The organism is Novosphingobium profundi (assembly GCF_020524485.1).
Classification (GTDB): Bacteria; Pseudomonadota; Alphaproteobacteria; order Sphingomonadales; family Sphingomonadaceae; genus Novosphingobium; species Novosphingobium profundi_A.
The window spans coordinates 1180875-1199944 of the sequence record NZ_JAIVLF010000001.1 but is presented as its reverse complement, the minus strand read 5'-3'; the positions used below and the strand labels follow the sequence as shown (position 1 = coordinate 1199944).

Genomic DNA, 19070 nt, shown 5'->3' with positions numbered 1-19070 from the left:
CCCCGGCTTCTTTTTCTAAGCTTACTTGGCGAAGACGCCTTCGATGGAAGCCGTCACATCGTCCATGTCCGCCATCCCGTCGACCTTGGCGACAATCCCCCGCTCTTCATAGATCGGCAGGATCGGAGCAGTCTTGGCACGGTATTCGGCGAGGCGCGTACGCACGGTGTCGGCGTTGTCATCCGGACGGCGCTTGAATTCGGTGCCACCGCACTTGTCGCAGGTACCCGGGACCTTCGGCTGCTCAAAGCTGTCGTGATACCCCTTGCCACAGGCCGCGCAGGTGAAGCGCCCCGTGATGCGCTCAACCAGAGCTTCCTCGTCGACACCCAGTTCGATCACGTGATCGAGCTTGCGCCCGCGCTCGGCAAGAATGCCGTCGAGCGCTTCAGCCTGGGCCGCCGTACGCGGATAGCCATCGAAGATGGCGCCCGTGTCCGAGCCCATCGCATCAAGCTCGTCACCGATCAGCGCCGAGACGATGGCGTCCGACACGAGTTCGCCCCGCTCCATGATCGCCTTGGCCTCAAGCCCGGTCGGCGTTCCCGCCTTGACCGCGGCGCGCAGCATGTCGCCGGTCGAAAGCTGGCGCATGCCATGGCGCTCAACCAGGCGCTGTGCCTGCGTTCCCTTGCCCGCCCCCGGCGGCCCAAGAAGAATGATATTCACGCGTAACCCCCTCAGTTCTACGTTTTGGCGAACGCCTGCGCTCAGCGCATGCGACCTTTCAGCTTCGCCTTCTTTATGAGATCGCCGTACTGGTGCGCCAGCAGGTGCGATTGGATCTGCGTGATGGTGTCCACAGTCACGTTGACAACGATCAGCAGGCTGGTGCCGCCCATGAACAGCAGCGGAAGGCCGGTCTGGGCCAGGAACCACTCAGGGATGCAGCATACCGCCGTGAGGTAGGCCGCACCGATCACCGTCACGCGGGTGAGCACGTAGTCCAGATAGTTCGCCGTGTTCTTGCCCGGACGAATGCCCGGAATGAAGCCACCGTTCTTCTTGAGGTTCTCCGCCGTCTCTTCCGGATTGAAGACAACCGCGGTGTAGAAGAAGCTGAAGAAGATGATGCCGGCTGCATAGAACAGCATGTAGAGCGGCTTGCCGTGCCCCAGGTACTGGTTCAGCGACACTACGACCTTGCCCATCGTCGAGTCCGGCTGCAGCGAATTGCCAGCAAACTGGGTGATGGTGAGCGGCAGCAGCAGCAGCGAGCTCGCGAAGATCGGAGGGATCACGCCCGCGGTGTTGATCTTCAGCGGCAGGTGGCTGCGATCTGCCTGCATCATGCCGCGCTGGGTCGCGCGCTTGGGATACTGGATCAGCAAGCGGCGCTGGGCGCGCTCGAAGAAGCAGATCAGCAGGATCATCGCGACGATGAGCGCGATCAGGAACATGATGAGCAGCGAACCGGTGTCTCCGGCCGAGTAGGCCTGCCCCAGGTTCGAGGCAAACGTCGGCATCTGCGCGACGATACCAGCCATGATGATCAGCGACACACCGTTGCCGATGCCGCGCGAGGTGATCTGCTCACCCAGCCACAGCAGGAACATCGTGCCACCAACCAGGCTGATGACCGCGCCAATGCGGAACAGGATGCCCGGATCGACAACGGCGGGAAGACCGCTCGAGGCGCCATAGGCTTCCAGGCTCACGGCCAGGAAGTAGCCCTGGATGGCGCAGAGGCCAACCGTGCCATAGCGGGTGTACTGGTTCAGCTTCTTGCGACCAGCCTCACCTTCCTTCTTCAGCGCCATGAGCGCGGGATGAAGCGAAGCGGCCAGCTGCACCACGATCGAGGCCGTGATGTAGGGCATGACGCCAAGCGCAATCAGGCTCATGCGCGAGAGCGAGCCACCCGAGAAGGTGTTGAACAGGTCGAGGATACCGCCCTGCGTCTGGCTGTAGAGCTCGCTGAGAATGCGGGCGTCGACGCCCGGCAGCGGCACAAAGCTCAGGAAACGGAAAACGATAAGCGCACCGATCGTGAACCAGATGCGCTTCTTCAGCTCGGTAGCCTTGGAGAAATTGCTCAGGCTCAGCGAGCTGGCGATATTGTCGGCACGGGAAGCCATGAGTTGTAGAAGCCTCGAATAGCGTGTTCGGATTCGGCCTTAGCTGCTGAGAGCATCCTTGTCGAACCCGCGTTCCAGTCCGTCCATATAGACATTCGTAGGAGGGCGGAAACCCTCCGTGCCACCAACGGGACGCGAAACCCACATGATTCGCGCCAGTACCGCCGTGGCGAAACGCACAAGAGGGCGAAACGCGCCGCGCTCCGCCCTCCTCTATTGCGTTACCGCACTGTGGCGAATCAGGCCGAAGCGGCTTCCTTGGCAGGCAGGATCACCTTGCCGCCAGCCTTTTCAACGGCTTCCACGGCGCCCTTCGAAGCGCCAGCAACGTTGAATTCGACCTTGGCGGTGAGTTCACCCTTGCCCAGGAGACGCACGCCGTCCTTGCCGCCACGGGCCAGGCCAGCGCCCTTGAGCGCGGCGTGATCGACGGTGCCCGAGATGTCGAGCTTGCCGGCGTCGATCGCCTTCTGGACCATGCCCAGGTTCACTTCCGCGTAGTCCTTGGTGAACTTCGCGTTGGTGAAGCCGCGCTTCGGAAGGCGCATGTGAAGCGGCATCTGGCCGCCTTCGAAACCCTTGACGGCAACACCCGAACGGCTCTTCTGGCCCTTCTGACCACGTGCCGAGGTCTTGCCCTTGCCCGAACCGATACCACGGCCGACACGCATGCGGCGGTGGCGGGCACCGGCGTTGTCACGGAGATCGTTAAGATTCATAGTCTGCACTCGCTTTCGCTTTTCATCGCGCTGGATGGGAAGCGGGCCCCATAGGCGAAAGGGGGGCGCCTGTCACCCCCTATTCGCGCATGCCCGACTACTTGCCGAGGCCAAAGACCAGCTTGGCATCGCCCGGAACCGTGGTCGCGAACGCGTCACGCGCTGGGGTCCAGCGCACGACCTTCATCGCAACTTCGCACAGTTCGGCATCGAATTCGGCCGAATTCGATGCAGGCACCAGTTCACAGCTCGTCGAATTGCCAGCCTCATCAATGGCGAACTGCAGCTCGTAACGCGAGAAACGACGCTGCCGCAGAATCGGGTCATAGCGGTGCTTGATCTGGAAAAACGCGCGGTTGAAGTCCGCCAGGCTCGCATCGTCATAGCGCGGGTTCTGACGCAGGCTGGCGAATTCCTCCTCGCTGACATACGAACGCAGACGTCCGATCATGTCCGTCCAGCGCATGAGACGCGCGACCTGGAGGGGCGACTGGCGATCAATCGCGGTCTGACAACTCGCCCCTGTCGGACTTGCGCCGGCCTCAATCAGGACGTCGGCTGTCCGCCAGCGCTGATAGGCAATAGCCCAGGCAAGCGGCGTCAGCCCGAACATGTCGGGCTTGTCGATATCCTGCGGGCGCTCAGCGACAAGCCGGCGCAATTGACTCACGGCATTGTGGCGCGCGGCATAGCCCATCGTGTCCACCGCCTCGCCCGACTGAAGATCGGCAAAACCGTAAGGCTGCGAAATCGGTTCTTCCGGCCGGATCTCGGGTTCAGGTCCGACATCTGCAACGGGGCGGCAGATATCGCGATAGGGATAATGCGGATCGGCCATAAGGGCCGCATTGTACTGTCGCCCGAAGGCCGTGGCGGGGACATCTGCCCCCCTGCCCTCGGCGGCGGCAAGATCCGGCACGAACGCCAGTGCCCGGATCGACCAGGCCGCCGGACGGCCCAGAAGTCGACATTGCGCGTTGTAGAGGTCGAGCGAGACACCCTGCGGCGTCGTTGCCGCAGCAAGGCGAAAATCACCGCGCGCAATTGCGCTGACCGCCTCCACGACAGGATCGGGCCTGGCGCCCGAGGCCAGCGCCTTGCGCAGCGCGATGTCCCCGGCGCGCATCGAAGTCAGCACCTTGGGATCCGCACGAAAATCGTTGCACGCGGCCACAGCCTCGCCCTCGGGGACAAGGCCTCCGTCAGAACCAGGCGGATCTGCGCTACATGCGCCCAGACCAAGCACCACTGCACCCGCCAACGCACATCGGCGCGCAGAAACCGATCCCAGCAGGCCACGTAACATCGATGCAGGCTTTACCATCTGAAAGACATCCCGGGAGGACGAGTGGAAGGCATGAGCGCATAGCACAGGTGCCCCTGAATGAAAGGTACATCGCGCCCCTACCCGACAAGCCCATGCGAAAAGGGCCCCGATGCCAAGCACCGGAGCCCTTTCAATCTTCAACTCGCGGCTCCCGAAGGAGCGGCAGCCAGGTCAGTCGACCACGGCTACCATGTGCGGGAGCTTGGCAATCGCGCCACGAACCTCGGGGGTGTCCTCGAGCTCGACAACGCGGTGCATCTTGCCGAGGCCGAGACCGATGAGGATCTTCTTCTGGCTCTCGGGGCGACGGATCGGCGAACCGATCTGCTTGATCTTGATCTTGGCCATTGTCGCTTACTCCACGATGGCTTCAGCTGCGGCCTCGGCCTCAGCTTCGCTCGCACCGCCACGACCCAGGAGGTCGGAGACCTTCTTGCCACGACGCTGAGCCACCGCCTTCGGCGAGGACTGGTCGGTCAGGGCGTCGAAGGTGGCGCGGATCATGTTGTACGGGTTCGAGGTGCCGACCGACTTGGTCACGACGTCAGCGACGCCCAGGCTCTCGAACACGGCGCGCATCGGACCGCCGGCGATGATGCCGGTACCGGCCGGAGCCGTACGGACATTGACGCGGCCCGCACCGAAGTGGCCCTTGCCGTCATGATGGAGGGTACGACCCTCCTTCAGAGCGACGCGGATCATCTTCTTCTTGGCCGAAGCGGTTGCCTTGGTGATTGCCTCGGGAACCTCGCGAGCCTTGGCATGGCCAAAGCCGACGCGGCCCTTGCCGTCACCCACGACGACGAGTGCGGCAAAACCGAAGCGCTTACCGCCCTTGACGGTCTTCGAGACGCGGTTGATGTGAACCAGCTTCTCGATCAGCTCTTCGCCCTGCTCCTCGTCATCGCGACGGCCACGACGGTCGTCACGACGGCCACGGCCACCGCGCTCGCCACGGCCACGGCCGCCACGACCACGACCGCCATCACGGCTCTCGCGCTGCTCCTGGGGAGCACCGCCCTGCGGGTTGTCAGCCGCGATGGGCTGCTCACTGCTGGTGGTGTTGGTGTTTTCGTCAGCCATGCTCAGAACTCCAGCCCGCCTTCGCGGGCGGCATCGGCCAGCGCCTTGACGCGACCATGATAGAGGAAGCCGCCGCGATCGAACACGACCGAAGTGATGCCCGCCTTCTTGGCGGCCTCGGCGAGTTCCTTGCCCACGCGGATGGCGGCATCGGTGTCAGCGCCCTTGCCGCCAAGCGTGTTGGCAGCAGCGACCGTACGGCCCTGCGCATCGTCGATGATCTGGGCGTAGATGTGACGTCCGGTGCGGTGCACCGAAAGACGCGGACGGCCCGAAGCCGACGCGCGAAGGGCGGTGCGCACGCGCTGACGGCGGCGCTGGAAAAGGGAAAGCTTTGCCATTACTTCTTCTTCCCTTCCTTGCGGAAGATGTACTCGCCGCGGTACTTGATGCCCTTGCCCTTGTAGGGTTCGGGCTTGCGCCAGCGACGAATCTCGGCCGCGATCTGGCCGACCTTCTGCTTGTCGATGCCCGAGATCTCGACGGTGGTGTTATCCGGCGCCTTGATCTCGATACCTTCCGGGATGTCGATGTCGACATCGTGCGAGTAGCCGAGCTGAAGCTTGAGCTTCTTGCCCTGGACCTGTGCGCGGTAGCCGACGCCCTTGAGTTCAAGGACCTTCGAGTAACCTTCGGTCACGCCGCCAACGAGGTTGGCGACGAGCGTGCGCTGCATGCCCCAGTGGCTGCGAGCCACCTTCGACTGGTTGATCGGCGAAACGCCAACCGAACCTTCTTCGACGGTGTAGGTCACCTGGTCGGACACGCCCATTTCAAGCGTACCCTTGGGGCCCTTCACGGTCAGCACGTCGCCTTCGAGCTTGGCGGTAACGCCGGCCGGAATAGCAACCGCCCTCTTACCAATGCGGCTCATCAGAACACCTCCGCCAGCACTTCGCCACCGACGTTGTCGGCACGTGCTTCGGCATCCGAGAGCACGCCCTTGGGCGTCGAGACGATGGTGATGCCAAGGCCATTGCGCACAACCGGGAGTTCCTTGGAACCCGAGTAGACGCGGCGGCCAGGCTTGGAGACGCGAGCGATGTGCTTGATAGCGGGCTCGCCTTCGAAGTACTTCAGCTCGATGCGCAGCTGCGGGTGAGCACCGGTGGTGTCATCGCTGTAGCCGCGGATATAGCCCTCACGCTGGAGAACTTCGAGCACGCGCGCACGCAGCTTGCTGGCGGGGGAAAGGACGGAGTCCTTCTTCGCCTGCTGGCCGTTGCGGATGCGGGTGAGCATATCACCCAGGGGATCGGTCATAGCCATTGCTTATGTATCCCTTACCAGCTCGACTTGGTCACGCCGGGGATCATGCCCTTGTTGGCAAGATCACGCAGCTCAACGCGGCACAGGCCGAACTTGCGGTAGTAACCACGCGGACGACCGGTCGTGGCGCAGCGGTTGCGAACCCGGGTCGGGTTGCCGTTGCGCGGGATCTCGGCCAGCTTCAGGCGGGCGATGAGACGCTCGGTTTCGTCGAGCGAGGTGTCATCGGCAATCGCCTTGAGGCGTTCGTACTTACCAGCGTACTTCTTGACGAGCTTCTTACGACGCTCGTTCTTGTTCACGGAACTCAGTTTCGCCATGGACTTAAGCTCTCTTCCTCAGCGGCGGCTCACGCCGCCTCCTTCTCTTCCGCGGCTTCTTCAACCGGGAACGGGAAACCGAAAAGACGCAGCAGTTCGCGTGCTTCTTCGTCGGTCTTGGCGGTGGTGGTGACGATGATGTCCATGCCACGCACCTTCTCGATCTGATCGTAGCTGATCTCGGGGAAGATGATCTGCTCCTTCAGGCCCATCGCGTAGTTGCCGCGGCCGTCGAACGACTTGGCGTTCAGACCACGGAAGTCGCGGATGCGGGGCATCGCGATCGTGATGAGGCGATCGAGGAATTCGAACATGCGTTCGCGGCGCAGGGTAACCTTGCAACCGATGGGCATGCCTTCACGCAGCTTGAACTGCGCGATCGACTTGCGGGCCTTGGTGATCACGGGCTTCTGGCCGGCAATCTTTTCCATTTCGGCCGCGGCGGTCTGGACCTTCTTCTTGTCCTGGCTCGCCTCGCCCACGCCCATGTTGAGCGTGATCTTCTCGATCGAAGGCACTTCCATCACGTTCTTGTAGCCGAACTTTTCGGTCATCGCCTTGACGATTTCCGCATCGTACTTCGAACGCATACGCGGGGTGTACTTATCAGCCATCGATGGTCTCCCCGGTCTTCACAGCCACACGGACCTTCTTGCCGTCCTTCTCTTCGAAGCGAACGCGGGTCGGCTTGCCGTCAACGGCAACCGCGACCTTGCTGATCGCCATCGGAGCGGGATTGCGCTCGATGCCGCCCTGCGGGTTCTGCTGGGTCGGCTTGCGGTGGCGGGTGGCGACGTTCACGCCCTCGACCACGACCTTGCCGTCCTTGGGCATGACCTGGAGAACAGCGCCGGTACGGCCCTTATCCTTGCCCGACAGAACGACGACCTGGTCACCCTTCTTGATCTTCGCGGCAGCCATTACAGCACCTCCGGAGCAAGCGAGATGATCTTCATGAAGCCCTTGCCGCGAAGCTCGCGAACCACGGGGCCGAAGATACGGGTGCCGATCGGCTCCTCGCTCTTGTTGATGAGCACGGCAGCGTTGCTGTCGAAGCGGATGACGCTGCCGTCGGGACGACGAACGTCCTTACGGGTGCGCACGATGACAGCACGGTGCACGTCGCCCTTCTTGACGCGCGCGCGCGGCTGCGCTTCCTTTACCGACACCACGATGATGTCGCCGACGCCTGCGAAACGACGCTTCGAGCCACCCAGCACCTTGATGCACTGGACGCGCTTCGCGCCGCTGTTGTCCGCGACGTCGAGATTGGATTGCATCTGGATCATTGATCCGGTTCCTTCTCAACGGCTTGCCGGAACCAGTCCGGCAGTTCCAAAAAAGCTCCCCCGGCGGTTAAGCCGGGGGCGTCTCAAATCAGTTGGCGGCCTCTACGTCGAGATTAGCCTCGATGGCAACACCCTTTCCGGCCTGCAACGTGTCGAGAACCTTCCAGGTCTTCGACTTTGAGATCGGTTTGGTTTCCTCGATGCGGACGCGATCACCAATGTGGTACGCGTTCTCTTCGTCGTGGGCGGCATACTTCTTCGAGCGACGAATGATCTTGCCGTAAAGCGGGTGCTTCACGCGGCGCTCGACGAGTACGGTAACGGTCTTGTCGGTCTTGTCGGAAACGACGGTACCGATCAGAATACGCTTGGGCATCGTGTTTCCTCCTTACTTCGCCGCAGCCGAACGCTCAGCCTGGAGCGTCTTGATGCGGGCGATGTTGCGACGGACCTCCTTGATCCGGGCCGGTGCCTCGAGCTGGCTCGTGGCGGCCTGGAAACGAAGGTTGAACTGCTCGCGCTTCAGAGCGACCAGCTCTTCAGTGAGCTGGTCGTCGGTCTTGGCGCGGAAGTCTTCAGTCTTGGCAGCCATGAATTAACCCTCCAGGTGCGAGGTGTCGCCGAGACGGGCAACGACCTTGGTCTTGATGGGAAGCTTCATCGCAGCGCGGCTGAAAGCCTCAGCGGCGAGCGGGCCGGCAACGCCGTCCAGCTCGAACAGGATACGGCCCGGCTTCACACGCGCGGCCCAGTATTCCACCGAACCCTTGCCCTTACCCTGACGGACTTCAGCAGGCTTCTTCGAAACCGGCACGTCGGGGAAGACGCGGATCCAGAGGCGACCCTGGCGCTTGATGTGACGCGTGATCGCGCGGCGAGCCGCTTCGATCTGGCGGGCGGTGATGCGTTCCGGCTCGAGAGCCTTGAGGCCGTAGGAGCCAAAGTTCAGATCGGTGCCGCCCTTGGCAGCGCCCTTGATCTTGCCCTTGAAAGCCTTGCGGAACTTGGTCTTTTTCGGTTGCAGCATGGTGCTTACTCTATCCTAAGCCTCAGCGCGCCGGGCGGACGCCGGAGGTCTGAGCCTCCATCATCAGCCGGTCCTGCGCCGTCGGGTCGTGGCCCAGGATCTCACCCTTGAAGACCCAGACCTTGATGCCGATGATACCGTAGGCGGTCAGCGCCTCGGCTTCGGCATAGTCGATATTCGCACGCAGGGTGTGAAGCGGCACGCGACCTTCGCGGTACTGCTCGACGCGAGCGATTTCGGCGCCGCCCAGACGGCCACCGCACATGATCTTGATGCCTTCGGCACCCAGACGCATGGCCGACTGCATCGCGCGCTTCATCGCACGACGGAAGGCAACGCGGCGGATCAGCTGGTCCGCAATGCCCTGAGCGATCAGCTTGGCGTCGACTTCCGGCTTGCGGATTTCAACGATGTTCAGCTTCACTTCGCTCGAGGTCATGATCGAGAGCTTCTTGCGCAGCTTCTCGATGTCCGCGCCCTTCTTGCCGATGATCACACCGGGACGAGCCGCGTAAATCGAGATGCGGCACAGCTTGGCCGGACGCTCGATGACCACCTTCGAGATCGCAGCCTGGGGCGCGTTCTCAAGGATGAACTTGCGGATCTTGAGGTCTTCCTCAAGCAGCTTGCCGTAGTCCCGGCCTTCCGCAAACCAGCGGCTGTCCCAGGTACGGTTGATCTGCAGACGCAGACCGATCGGATTGCTCTTATGACCCATGGATCAGGCCTCCTCGACTTCGCGAACGACGATCCGCAGACGTGAGAACGGCTTGAGGATCCGGGTGCTCTTGCCACGACCACGGGTGTGGAAGCGCTTCATGGTGATCGACTTGCCGACCGACGCCTCGGCGACGACGAGAGCGTCGACGTCGAGGTTGTGGTTGTTCTCCGCGTTGGCGATCGCCGAAGCGAGAACCTTGCGGGCGTCCACGGCCATGGCCTTCTTCGAGAAAGCGAGGATGTTCATCGCTTCCTCAGCCTTCTTGCCACGGATCAGGGCGGCGACGAGATTGAGCTTCTGCGCCGAACCACGGATCGTGGTGCCGACCGACAGGGCTTCCTTTTCGCCGACGCGGCGGGGTGCTGCCTGCTTGCTCATTAGCGCTTGCCCTTCTTGTCGGCAGCGTGGCCCGGGAACGAGCGCGTGGGCGCGAATTCACCGAACTTGTGGCCGACCATGTCCTCGTTGACCGAGACCGGGATGAACTTGTGCCCGTTGTAGACGTTGAACGTCAGACCAACGAACTGCGGAAGGATGGTGCTGCGACGCGACCAGGTCTTGATCGGAGCAGCGCGGTTGCCGGCATCCTGCGCGACCTCGGCCTTCTTGAGAAGGTACAGGTCGACGAAGGGGCCTTTCCAGACGGAACGTGCCATCGTGTCTTACCTCTTCTTCTTGGCGTGGCGCGAACGGATGATCATCTTGTCCGTCTGCTTGTTGTTGCGAGTGCGGGCACCCTTGGTCGGCTTGCCCCACGGAGTAACCGGATGACGGCCACCCGAGGTGCGGCCTTCACCACCACCGTGCGGGTGGTCGACCGGGTTCTTGGCAACACCACGCGTCAGCGGGCGACGGCCCATCCAGCGCTTGCGGCCTGCCTTGGCGAGGGTCTGGTTCTGGTTGTCGGGGTTCGACACCGCACCGACCGTGCCCATGCAGTCGCCACGCAGGTAGCGCTGCTCGCCCGAGTTGAGGCGCACGATGACCAGGCCGCGGTCACGACCGACGACCTGGACGTAGGCACCGGCCGAACGGGCGATCTGGCCACCCTTGCCCGGCTTCATCTCGACGTTGTGGCAGATCGTGCCGACCGGCATCTGCGACAGGAGCATGGCATTGCCCGGCTTCGTGTCGCACTTCTCGGCGGCGATGACCTTGTCGCCAGCAGCAAGGCGCTGCGGAGCGATGATGTAGGCCTGTTCGCCATCGGCGTAGTTCACGAGCGCGATGAAGGCGGTGCGGTTGGGATCGTATTCGATCCGCTCGACAGTGCCTTCAACGTCCCACTTGCGACGCTTGAAGTCGATGTAACGGTACTTCTGCTTGTGACCACCGGCGATGCCACGCGACGTGACATGACCCTTGTTGTTGCGGCCACCGGTCTTGCGCTTGCCTTCGGTCAGAGCCTTGACAGGCTTGCCCTTCCACAGCGCCGACTTGTCGACGAGGACCAGGCCGCGGCGGGCGGGGCTGGTCGGGTTGTAATGCTTGAGTGCCATCGGATCAGCCCTGTACGCCTTCGGTGATGTCAATCGGCTGCTGACCTTCGGCCAGCGTGACAATCGCCTTCTTCACGTCGCTGCGGCGGTAGTCCTTACCGCGCCAGCGCTTGGTCTTGCCCTTGGTCACCAGCGTGTTGACGCTCTTGACCTTGCGGTCAAACAGCGCCTCGACGGCAGCCTTGATCTCGGGCTTGGTCGCATCGCCGGCCACCTTGAAGACGACCGCGTTGTTCTCGGAGAGAAGCGTCGCCTTTTCGGTGATGTGCGGTGCAAGGATCACGTCGTAGTGACGGATTTCTGCAGCGGTCTTAGCCATTGAAGCGCGCCTCCAGCTTTTCGACAGCGGCGCGGGTGAGCACCAGCGTGTCGTGCTTCAGGATGTCGTAGACGTTCGCGCCCTGGGCGGGGAGAACGTTCACGCCGATGAGGTTGCGAGCGGCCTTGGCGAAGTTGTCGTTGACGGCTTCACCGTCGATCACGAGCACCTTCTTGCCGAAGTTCGCCTTGGCGAGCTGACCGGCGAGGACCTTGGTCTTGGCGTCGGCAACGTCGAGCGTGTCGACGATGACGAGACCGGCCTTGGCCTTCGAGGAGAGCGCCATCTTGAGACCCAGCGCGCGCAGCTTCTTGTTCAGCGACTGGCCGAACTCACGGCGACGGGCACCATGGGCCTTACCACCGCCGATGAACACGGGAGCTGCACGGTCACCGTGACGAGCCGTGCCGCCGCCCTTCTGGCGACCCCACTTCTTGCCGGTGCGCGCAACGTCCGAACGTTCGCGGGTGGCGCGGGCGATGCCGCGGCGGTTTTCCATCTGCCAGGTAACGACACGGTGCAGGATGTCCGCGCGCGGCTCGAGGCCGAACACGTCATCCGACAGCTCGATGTCGCCGTTACCGGCGGAACCGTCGATATTGAGGACCTGAACCTTCACGACTTAGCCCTCCTGGCCTTCGGTCGCTTCGACAGCCGCGGTATCTTCCGCGGGGGTGTCAGCAGCCGAATCGTTGCTGTTGGCGGCCGTCTTGAGGCCGGCGGGGTACGGAGCCTCGGCGTGACGGGCGACCTTGACGGCGTCCGAAACGGTGAGCCAGGCATTCTTCGCGCCCGGGACCGAGCCCTTGACGAAGATCAGGCCGCGCTCGTCGTCCACACGGACGATCTCGAGGTTCTGCTGGGTGCGCTGACGGTCGCCCATGTGGCCGGCCATCTTCTTGTTCTTGAACACCTTGCCCGGATCCTGACGGTTACCCGTCGAACCGTGCGAACGGTGCGAGAGCGACACACCGTGGGTGGCGCGCAGACCGCCGAAGCCCCAACGCTTCATGGCGCCTGCAAAGCCCTTGCCCTGGGTGTGGCCGGCAACGTCGACGAGCTGGCCGGGCACGAAGTGCGAGGCCGCGATGGTCGAGCCGACTTCGAGCAGCGCGTCGTCGGCGACGCGGAACTCGGCAACGCGCATCTTGAGCGAAACTTCCGCCTTGGCGAAGTGCTCGCGCTGCGGCTTGGCAACGTTCTTCTGCTTGGCTTCGCCGGCACCGAGCTGAACCGCGACGTAGCCGTCACGATCGTTGGTGCGGACCGAAACCACCTGGCAATCTTCCAGCGCCAGAACGGTCACGGGCACATGCCGGCCGTCCTCCTGGAAAAGGCGGGTCATCCCGACTTTCTTGGCGATCACGCCAGTACGCATGATCTGTCTCCTCAACAGAGGCCTGCCCGGGCCCATCCCGAACAGGCGTGTCCAGCCCAATGATGTGATGCATGCCCCGTCCGGGCTGGAATGTTCCCTGCTCAAGGCCCGAATGGCCCGGCGGAAACGAGACGGGGGACGCATTCCCAGCTTCATCCCGAAGGAGGAAGCCAGAGGTATCCCTTGTGTCCTCTCGGGCCGAAGGCGCTGGAGGCTCTGTCTCTGCGCGTCTTGCCGCGCAAAGCCGATCTCGGTGGATCGACAAGGTTATCTGAACCCGAAGGCCCGAATTTCGCCCGATCGTTTAGCGTCCGATCAGAAAGACGGACGGGGTCACCTGAGGCGACCCCGAGCTGGATCAGGCCAGCTTGATCTCGACGTTCACGCCGGCCGCGAGGTCCAGCTTCATCAGAGCGTCGACGGTGGCAGCGTTCGGCTGCACGATGTCAAGCAGGCGCTTGTACGTGCGGACTTCGAACTGCTCACGCGACTTCTTGTCGATGTGCGGACCGCGGTTCACGGTGAACTTCTCGATCTTCGTCGGCAGCGGAATGGGGCCCCGAATGAGCGCGCCGGTGCGGCGGGCCGTGTCAGCGATTTCGCCAGTCGCCTGGTCGAGCACGCGGTGGTCAAACGCCTTGAGGCGAATGCGGATGTTCTGAGCTTCCATGTACCTGCTACCGATGAGAAAGAGCCAAAGGGCGCGAAGCCCTGTTAAATTCGAGCCGCGCAACTACACGCTGATGCGCGCTCTAGCAAGCCCTGATTTGCGATTTTCTGCGCCCTGCCCGGCCCATATCCAACAAGGCCATGGCGGCGCACGATTCTATCACGGGCAAGCCCCGCTGCGAAGCGATCACACCAGGCGCACCTGGGCGGCCCGGCCATCCACTCACGAAGCCTCAAGAGCTGCCCGCGACTCGCAGCCACAGCCCCGCAAACGCGAAGGCCCGGCCCTGCTTGCGCAGGACCGGGCCAATCACGTTAGTCGTCAAAGACCTGCGGATTAGGCAGTGATCTTGGCAACAACGCCCGAGCCGACGGTGCGGCCGCCTTCGCGGATTGCGAAGCGCAGACCTTCGTCCATGGCGATCGGCGCGATCAGCTTGACCGAGATGGTCACGTTGTCGCCCGGCATCACCATTTCGGTGCCCTCGGGAAGGATCACTTCGCCGGTGACGTCGGTGGTGCGGAAGTAGAACTGCGGACGGTAGTTCGCGAAGAACGGGGTGTGACGGCCACCTTCGTCCTTCGAGAGCACGTAGACCTCAGCCGAGAACTCGGTGTGCGGGGTCACGGTGCCCGGCTTGGCGAGAACCTGGCCACGCTCGACTTCGTCGCGCTTCAGGCCACGGATCAGGGCGCCGATGTTGTCGCCAGCTTCGCCCTGGTCGAGCAGCTTGCGGAACATTTCCACGCCGGTGACGGTGGTCTTCTGGGTGTCGCGGATGCCGACGATCTCGACTTCTTCGCCAACCTTGATGATGCCGGTTTCAACGCGGCCGGTGACAACCGTACCACGACCCGAGATCGAGAACACGTCTTCGACGGGCATCAGGAAGTTCTGGTCGGTCGGACGCGGGGGCTGCGGGATGAACTCGTCGACGGCAGCCATGAGCTCAAGGATCTTGTCCTTGCCGATTTCGTCGTCACGGCCTTCGAGAGCGGCCAGAGCCGAACCCTTGACGATGGGAATATCGTCACCCGGGAAGTCGTACGAGGAGAGAAGCTCACGGACTTCCATTTCGACGAGCTCGAGGAGCTCTTCGTCGTCGACCTGGTCAACCTTGTTGAGGAACACGACGAGAGCCGGAACGCCAACCTGACGGGCGAGCAGGATGTGCTCACGGGTCTGGGGCATCGGGCCGTCAGCAGCGTTCACCACGAGGATGGCGCCGTCCATCTGAGCCGCACCGGTGATCATGTTCTTGACGTAGTCAGCGTGACCCGGGCAATCGACGTGCGCGTAGTGACGGTTGGCGGTCTCGTACTCGACGTGCGCGGTCGAGATGGTGATGCCGCGCTCGCGCTCTTCGGGAGCCTTGTCGATGTTGGCGAAGTCGACGGCTTCACCGAAGCCGGCTTCTGCCAGAACCTTGGTGATCGCCGCGGTGAGGGTGGTCTTGCCATGGTCGACGTGACCGATGGTGCCGATGTTGCAGTGCGGCTTGTTCCGCTCGAATTTTGCCTTGGCCATCTTACAAACCTTCTTTCACAATGAACTTGAATCTGGGGAATTCGAGGCGGCTCCCACAGAATCGCAGGCGCCGCCCCTAGAACCATTCTTGCTCTTAAGCAAGCTTCTCCTTCACTTCTGCCGCGACGTTGGCCGGAACCTCGTCGTAGTGGCTGAAGATCATCGAGTACTGAGCGCGTCCCTGGGTGAACGAACGCAGCTGGTTCACGTAGCCGAACATGTTGGCGAGCGGCACGTGGGCCTCGACAACCTGCGCGTTACCACGGCTGTCGGTGCCCTGGATCTGACCACGGCGGCTGTTCATGTCGCCGATAACGTCGCCCATGAACTCTTCCGGGGTCACAACCTCGACCTTCATGATCGGCTCGAGGATCTTGATGCCCGACTTCTGCGCGGCTTCGCGCATGCAGCCACGGCCGGCGATTTCGAAGGCCAGGGCCGACGAGTCGACGTCGTGGTACTTACCGTCGATCAGCTCGATGTCGAAGTCGACGATCGGGAAGCCGATGAGCGCGCCGGTCTCGGCGGTCTCGCGCATGCCCTTCTCGACCGACGGGATGTATTCGCGCGGAATGTTACCGCCCTTCACCGAGTCGACGAAGTTGATGCCGGCACCACGCTCACCCGGGGTGAGCTTGACCTTCACTTCTGCGAACTGACCCGAACCACCCGACTGCTTCTTGTGGGTGTAGACCAGCTCGACGGGCTTGCCGAGGTATTCGCGGTACGCCACCTGCGGCGCGCCGACGTTGGCCTCGACCTTGAACTCGCGCTTCATGCGATCGACGATGATGTCGAGGTGAAGCTCGCCCATGCCCTTGATGATGGTCTGGCCCGATTCGTGGTCGGTCGAGACGCGGAAGCTGGGATCCTCGGCAGCCAGGCGCGACAGGGCGAGGCCCATCTTTTCCTGGTCGGCCTTGGTCTTGGGCTCCACCGACAGCTCGATGACGGGCTCGGGGAATTCCATGCGCTCGAGGATGATCGGAGCCTTCTCGGCGCACAGCGTGTCACCGGTCGTGGTCTCCTTCAGACCCGCAACAGCGACGATATCGCCGGCGTAAGCCTGATCGATGTCTTCACGGTTGTTCGAGTGCATGAGCAGCATGCGGCCGATCTTTTCCTTCTTGTCCTTCACCGAGTTCAGGTACGAACCCTTGGTGAGCATGCCGGAATAGATACGGCAGAAGGTGAGCGAGCCGACGAACGGGTCGTTCATGATCTTGAACGCCAGCGCCGAGAACGGAGCATCGTCGCTCGAGGGACGGGTCTGCTCTTCCTCGCTGTCGGGCAGGACGCCCTTGATCGCGGGAACGTCGATCGGGCTCGGCATGTAGTCGACAACGGCGTCGAGCAGGGGCTGCACGCCCTTGTTCTTGAACGCCGAGCCGCACAGCACGGGCACGAAGGCGCGCTCGAGCGTACCCTTGCGGATCAGCTTCTTGAGCGTGTCGACATCGGGCTCGGTGCCTTCGAGGTAAGCTTCCATGACATCGTCGTCCTGCTCGACGGCGGTCTCAAGGAGCTTCTCGCGGTATTCGGCAGCCTTGTCGGCCAGGTCCGCGGGGATGTCGGTGTACTTGAACGACGCGCCAAGGCCGTCGTTTTCCCACACGATGCCGCGCATCTTGACGAGGTCGACGACGCCCGACAGGTCGGCTTCGGCGCCGATCGGCAGGGTCAGGACCAGCGGGGTCGCGCCGAGGCGGTCGATGATCGACTGGACGCAGTAGTAGAAGTCGGCGCCGGTGCGGTCGAGCTTGTTCACGAAGCACATGCGCGGAACGCCGTACTTGTCAGCCTGACGCCACACGGTTTCCGACTGCGGCTCAACGCCGGCAACGCCGTCGAACACGGCGACCGCGCCGTCGAGGACGCGCAGCGAACGCTCAACTTCAATGGTGAAGTCGACGTGGCCCGGGGTGTCGATGATGTTGATGCGGTGCTCTTCACCTTCGCCGTCTTCCGCCTTCCACATGGTGGTGGTGGCAGCCGAGGTAATGGTGATGCCGCGTTCCTGCTCCTGCTCCATCCAGTCCATGGTGGCGGCGCCGTCGTGCACTTCGCCGATCTTGTAGGACTTGCCGGTGTAGTAGAGGATACGCTCGGTCGTGGTGGTCTTGCCGGCGTCGATGTGCGCCATGATACCGATATTGCGGTAGCGTTCGATCGGATGGCTACGTGCCATGGTGCAGGTTCCTTAGCAGGAGGGTTTGGAGGCGGATGCGGGCCCAAATAAACCCGTGCCTCCTGAATTGAAAGTGTGACGCGCCCATGACGCCGCCGAAACGGTGCCAAGGCGCGTCACGAAGCGTCTTACCAGCGGTAGTGCGAGAAGGCGCGGTTCGCGTCCGCCATGCGGTGCGTGTCTTCGCGCTTCTTCACGGCGTTGCCGCGGTTGTTCGCCGCATCCATGAGCTCACCCGAAAGGCGTGCCGACATGGTGGTCTCGGGACGGCCGCGGGCGGCCGAGATGAGCCAACGGATGGCCAGGGCCTGGGCGCGCTCGGGACGCACTTCGACGGGGACCTGGTAGGTCGCACCACCGACGCGGCGGCTGCGGACCTCGATCTGCGGCTTCACGTTGTTCAGGGCATCGTGGAACAGCTGGACCGGATCGGCCTTGGCGCGGGTTTCCATGGTGTCGAGCGCGCCATATACGATACGCTCGGCAGCCGACTTCTTGCCGTCGTACATGAGGTTGTTCATGAACTTCGACAGGACCAGATCACCAAACTTCGGATCCGGCAGGATTTCCCGCTTCTCGGGACGACGACGACGTGACATCGTTTTGAATTCCTTGTTCTTGCGGTCGGGCGCCGAAGCGCACCACCGACCGTGAAATGTCATGGAGCGATGCGCGATACGCACCGCTGCCGGATCACTTGGGACGCTTGGCGCCGTACTTCGAGCGCGACTGCTTGCGGTCCTTGACGCCCTGCGTGTCGAGCACGCCGCGCAGGATGTGGTAACGCACACCGGGAAGGTCGCGCACACGGCCGCCGCGGATGAGCACAACCGAGTGCTCCTGCAGGTTGTGGCCTTCGCCCGGGATGTACGAAATGACTTCACGGCTGTTGGTGAGACGCACCTTGGCGACCTTGCGAAGTGCCGAGTTCGGCTTCTTCGGGGTCGTGGTGTACACGCGGGTGCAGACGCCACGCTTCTGCGGGTTCTGCTCCATGGCCGGGACCTTGGACTTGGCCTTCTGCGGCTCGCGACCCTTGCGGATCAGCTGGTTGATAGTGGGCATCTATACTCTTCTTTCAAATGGGAGTGCGATGGATCCGGCCCGCACCGTGGCGCAAACCGGGCCACGGGACGGACCCTTCGCACCCCGGGTCTCAGGGCCGATGCAAGGCTGGAAAGGAAGAGTGTAAGCGCGTCGCGCGGAATATCGGCAAATTGCGCGCCAGCCTCTGAACCGAGACACCTGCGCGCTTCGCCGCATCCAGCGCGAGCCGAAAAACACTCCACCCGGCCCAGTTGGCACCGGATTACTCTGCTCGCGGGCTTCATGGCGGCTTGCGGACCGAATCGGACCATAAGGCAATCCGGAAGGATCCCGGCTTCCACCATCAAGAGGCTGGAAACCCACCAAAAACCACACACGTGCAGTGTTCAGCTCTATGCTGTTCCCCCGAACCGTGTCCGGAGGAGATGGGCGCCCTTACGCAAAAGCGGCGGTTCGGTCAAGGTCGGCATGGGCCAAGGCGCGCCGAAAACACGCATGGCCTGCAAGGGAGGCGCAGTCTACACGCCCTCCCCGCCCCCGTACGAAACAGCCCGGACCATCACGGCGTGAGCCAGATGACATACCTTCTGACAGCGTGACGGCAACTGG

At 62.9% G+C, this 19070-nt stretch carries 28 protein-coding genes; all 28 read right to left on the bottom strand.

Translation table 11 applies throughout. The annotated features are described in order from the left end of the window. Positions 1–21 precede the first annotated feature (21 nt). Positions 22–669 (bottom strand): adenylate kinase, encoded by a 648-nt coding sequence (locus LC060_RS05320; RefSeq protein ID WP_226633324.1) that lies wholly within the window; start codon positions 667–669, stop codon positions 22–24. Positions 670–710: 41 nt separating this feature from the next. Next, positions 711–2078: a preprotein translocase subunit SecY gene (gene secY, locus LC060_RS05315; RefSeq protein WP_226633322.1), complete on the bottom strand. Its 1368-nt coding sequence runs from the start codon at positions 2076–2078 to the stop codon at positions 711–713. A 239-nt stretch (positions 2079–2317) separates the two neighbouring features. Further along, a complete protein-coding gene (gene rplO / locus LC060_RS05310) occupies positions 2318–2797 on the bottom strand; it encodes a 50S ribosomal protein L15 (protein ID WP_226633320.1) in 480 nt (159 codons plus the stop codon). A 97-nt stretch (positions 2798–2894) separates the two neighbouring features. Next, the gene (locus LC060_RS05305; protein ID WP_226633318.1) at positions 2895–3971 is read right to left on the bottom strand and encodes an ankyrin repeat domain-containing protein; all 1077 of its coding nucleotides are present in this window, start codon (positions 3969–3971) and stop codon (positions 2895–2897) included. 324 nt (positions 3972–4295) lie between these two features. Beyond that, on the bottom strand, positions 4296–4472 hold the full coding sequence (gene rpmD, locus LC060_RS05300; RefSeq protein ID WP_148627602.1) for a 50S ribosomal protein L30: 177 nt from the start codon (positions 4470–4472) through the stop codon (positions 4296–4298). Between the two features lie 6 nt (positions 4473–4478). Next, positions 4479–5207, bottom strand: coding sequence for a 30S ribosomal protein S5 (gene rpsE / locus LC060_RS05295; RefSeq protein WP_226633316.1), 729 nt, complete (start codon positions 5205–5207; stop codon positions 4479–4481). A 2-nt stretch (positions 5208–5209) separates the two neighbouring features. Continuing rightward, a complete protein-coding gene (gene rplR / locus LC060_RS05290; RefSeq protein WP_039388062.1) occupies positions 5210–5548 on the bottom strand; it encodes a 50S ribosomal protein L18 in 339 nt (112 codons plus the stop codon). Further along, a complete protein-coding gene (gene rplF, locus LC060_RS05285; protein ID WP_226633314.1) occupies positions 5548–6081 on the bottom strand; it encodes a 50S ribosomal protein L6 in 534 nt (177 codons plus the stop codon). The genes rplR and rplF overlap by 1 nt, the downstream gene beginning before the upstream one ends. Further along, positions 6081–6476 carry a 30S ribosomal protein S8 gene (gene rpsH / locus LC060_RS05280; RefSeq protein WP_039388066.1) on the bottom strand — a complete coding sequence of 132 codons (396 nt, stop codon included), beginning with the start codon at positions 6474–6476 and terminating at the stop codon, positions 6081–6083. The genes rplF and rpsH overlap by 1 nt, the downstream gene beginning before the upstream one ends. Positions 6477–6490: 14 nt before the next feature. Then, the gene (rpsN, locus tag LC060_RS05275; RefSeq protein ID WP_039388068.1) at positions 6491–6796 is read right to left on the bottom strand and encodes a 30S ribosomal protein S14; all 306 of its coding nucleotides are present in this window, start codon (positions 6794–6796) and stop codon (positions 6491–6493) included. Between the two features lie 29 nt (positions 6797–6825). After that, positions 6826–7410, bottom strand: a complete 585-nt coding sequence (rplE, locus tag LC060_RS05270) for a 50S ribosomal protein L5 (protein ID WP_226633312.1) — start codon at positions 7408–7410, stop codon at positions 6826–6828. Beyond that, a complete protein-coding gene (gene rplX, locus LC060_RS05265; RefSeq protein ID WP_226633310.1) occupies positions 7403–7717 on the bottom strand; it encodes a 50S ribosomal protein L24 in 315 nt (104 codons plus the stop codon). Before rplX ends, rplE begins: the two co-directional genes overlap by 8 nt. Beyond that, the gene (gene rplN / locus LC060_RS05260; RefSeq protein ID WP_039388073.1) at positions 7717–8085 is read right to left on the bottom strand and encodes a 50S ribosomal protein L14; all 369 of its coding nucleotides are present in this window, start codon (positions 8083–8085) and stop codon (positions 7717–7719) included. The genes rplX and rplN overlap by 1 nt, the downstream gene beginning before the upstream one ends. 88 nt (positions 8086–8173) lie before the next feature. Further along, positions 8174–8461 carry a 30S ribosomal protein S17 gene (rpsQ, locus tag LC060_RS05255; RefSeq protein ID WP_226633308.1) on the bottom strand — a complete coding sequence of 96 codons (288 nt, stop codon included), beginning with the start codon at positions 8459–8461 and terminating at the stop codon, positions 8174–8176. A gap of 12 nt (positions 8462–8473) precedes the next feature. After that, the gene (gene rpmC, locus LC060_RS05250) at positions 8474–8677 is read right to left on the bottom strand and encodes a 50S ribosomal protein L29 (RefSeq protein WP_039388078.1); all 204 of its coding nucleotides are present in this window, start codon (positions 8675–8677) and stop codon (positions 8474–8476) included. A 3-nt stretch (positions 8678–8680) separates the two neighbouring features. Beyond that, the gene (gene rplP, locus LC060_RS05245; protein WP_148627595.1) at positions 8681–9112 is read right to left on the bottom strand and encodes a 50S ribosomal protein L16; all 432 of its coding nucleotides are present in this window, start codon (positions 9110–9112) and stop codon (positions 8681–8683) included. A 22-nt stretch (positions 9113–9134) separates the two neighbouring features. Then, positions 9135–9830: a 30S ribosomal protein S3 gene (rpsC, locus tag LC060_RS05240; RefSeq protein ID WP_148627594.1), complete on the bottom strand. Its 696-nt coding sequence runs from the start codon at positions 9828–9830 to the stop codon at positions 9135–9137. Positions 9831–9833: 3 nt separating this feature from the next. Then, positions 9834–10211, bottom strand: coding sequence for a 50S ribosomal protein L22 (rplV, locus tag LC060_RS05235; protein ID WP_213501118.1), 378 nt, complete (start codon positions 10209–10211; stop codon positions 9834–9836). Next, positions 10211–10489, bottom strand: coding sequence for a 30S ribosomal protein S19 (gene rpsS / locus LC060_RS05230; protein WP_226633307.1), 279 nt, complete (start codon positions 10487–10489; stop codon positions 10211–10213). The genes rplV and rpsS overlap by 1 nt, the downstream gene beginning before the upstream one ends. A gap of 6 nt (positions 10490–10495) precedes the next feature. Then, positions 10496–11332 carry a 50S ribosomal protein L2 gene (rplB, locus tag LC060_RS05225; protein ID WP_226633305.1) on the bottom strand — a complete coding sequence of 279 codons (837 nt, stop codon included), beginning with the start codon at positions 11330–11332 and terminating at the stop codon, positions 10496–10498. Between the two features lie 4 nt (positions 11333–11336). Then, positions 11337–11651: a 50S ribosomal protein L23 gene (locus LC060_RS05220; RefSeq protein WP_039388089.1), complete on the bottom strand. Its 315-nt coding sequence runs from the start codon at positions 11649–11651 to the stop codon at positions 11337–11339. Further along, on the bottom strand, positions 11644–12270 hold the full coding sequence (gene rplD / locus LC060_RS05215; protein WP_039388090.1) for a 50S ribosomal protein L4: 627 nt from the start codon (positions 12268–12270) through the stop codon (positions 11644–11646). The genes LC060_RS05220 and rplD overlap by 8 nt, the downstream gene beginning before the upstream one ends. Positions 12271–12273: 3 nt before the next feature. Then, on the bottom strand, positions 12274–13029 hold the full coding sequence (rplC, locus tag LC060_RS05210; protein ID WP_039388091.1) for a 50S ribosomal protein L3: 756 nt from the start codon (positions 13027–13029) through the stop codon (positions 12274–12276). Positions 13030–13387: 358 nt separating this feature from the next. After that, positions 13388–13699 carry a 30S ribosomal protein S10 gene (gene rpsJ / locus LC060_RS05205; protein WP_007011873.1) on the bottom strand — a complete coding sequence of 104 codons (312 nt, stop codon included), beginning with the start codon at positions 13697–13699 and terminating at the stop codon, positions 13388–13390. Positions 13700–14035: 336 nt separating this feature from the next. After that, positions 14036–15226 (bottom strand): elongation factor Tu, encoded by a 1191-nt coding sequence (gene tuf, locus LC060_RS05200; protein WP_226633303.1) that lies wholly within the window; start codon positions 15224–15226, stop codon positions 14036–14038. Between the two features lie 94 nt (positions 15227–15320). Next, positions 15321–17414: an elongation factor G gene (fusA, locus tag LC060_RS05195; protein ID WP_226633301.1), complete on the bottom strand. Its 2094-nt coding sequence runs from the start codon at positions 17412–17414 to the stop codon at positions 15321–15323. Positions 17415–17542: 128 nt separating this feature from the next. After that, complete coding sequence (gene rpsG / locus LC060_RS05190; protein ID WP_039388094.1) at positions 17543–18013, bottom strand: 30S ribosomal protein S7; 471 nt, start codon at positions 18011–18013, stop codon at positions 17543–17545. 94 nt (positions 18014–18107) lie between these two features. Next, positions 18108–18479: a 30S ribosomal protein S12 gene (rpsL, locus tag LC060_RS05185; RefSeq protein ID WP_007682177.1), complete on the bottom strand. Its 372-nt coding sequence runs from the start codon at positions 18477–18479 to the stop codon at positions 18108–18110. Positions 18480–19070 lie beyond the last annotated feature (591 nt).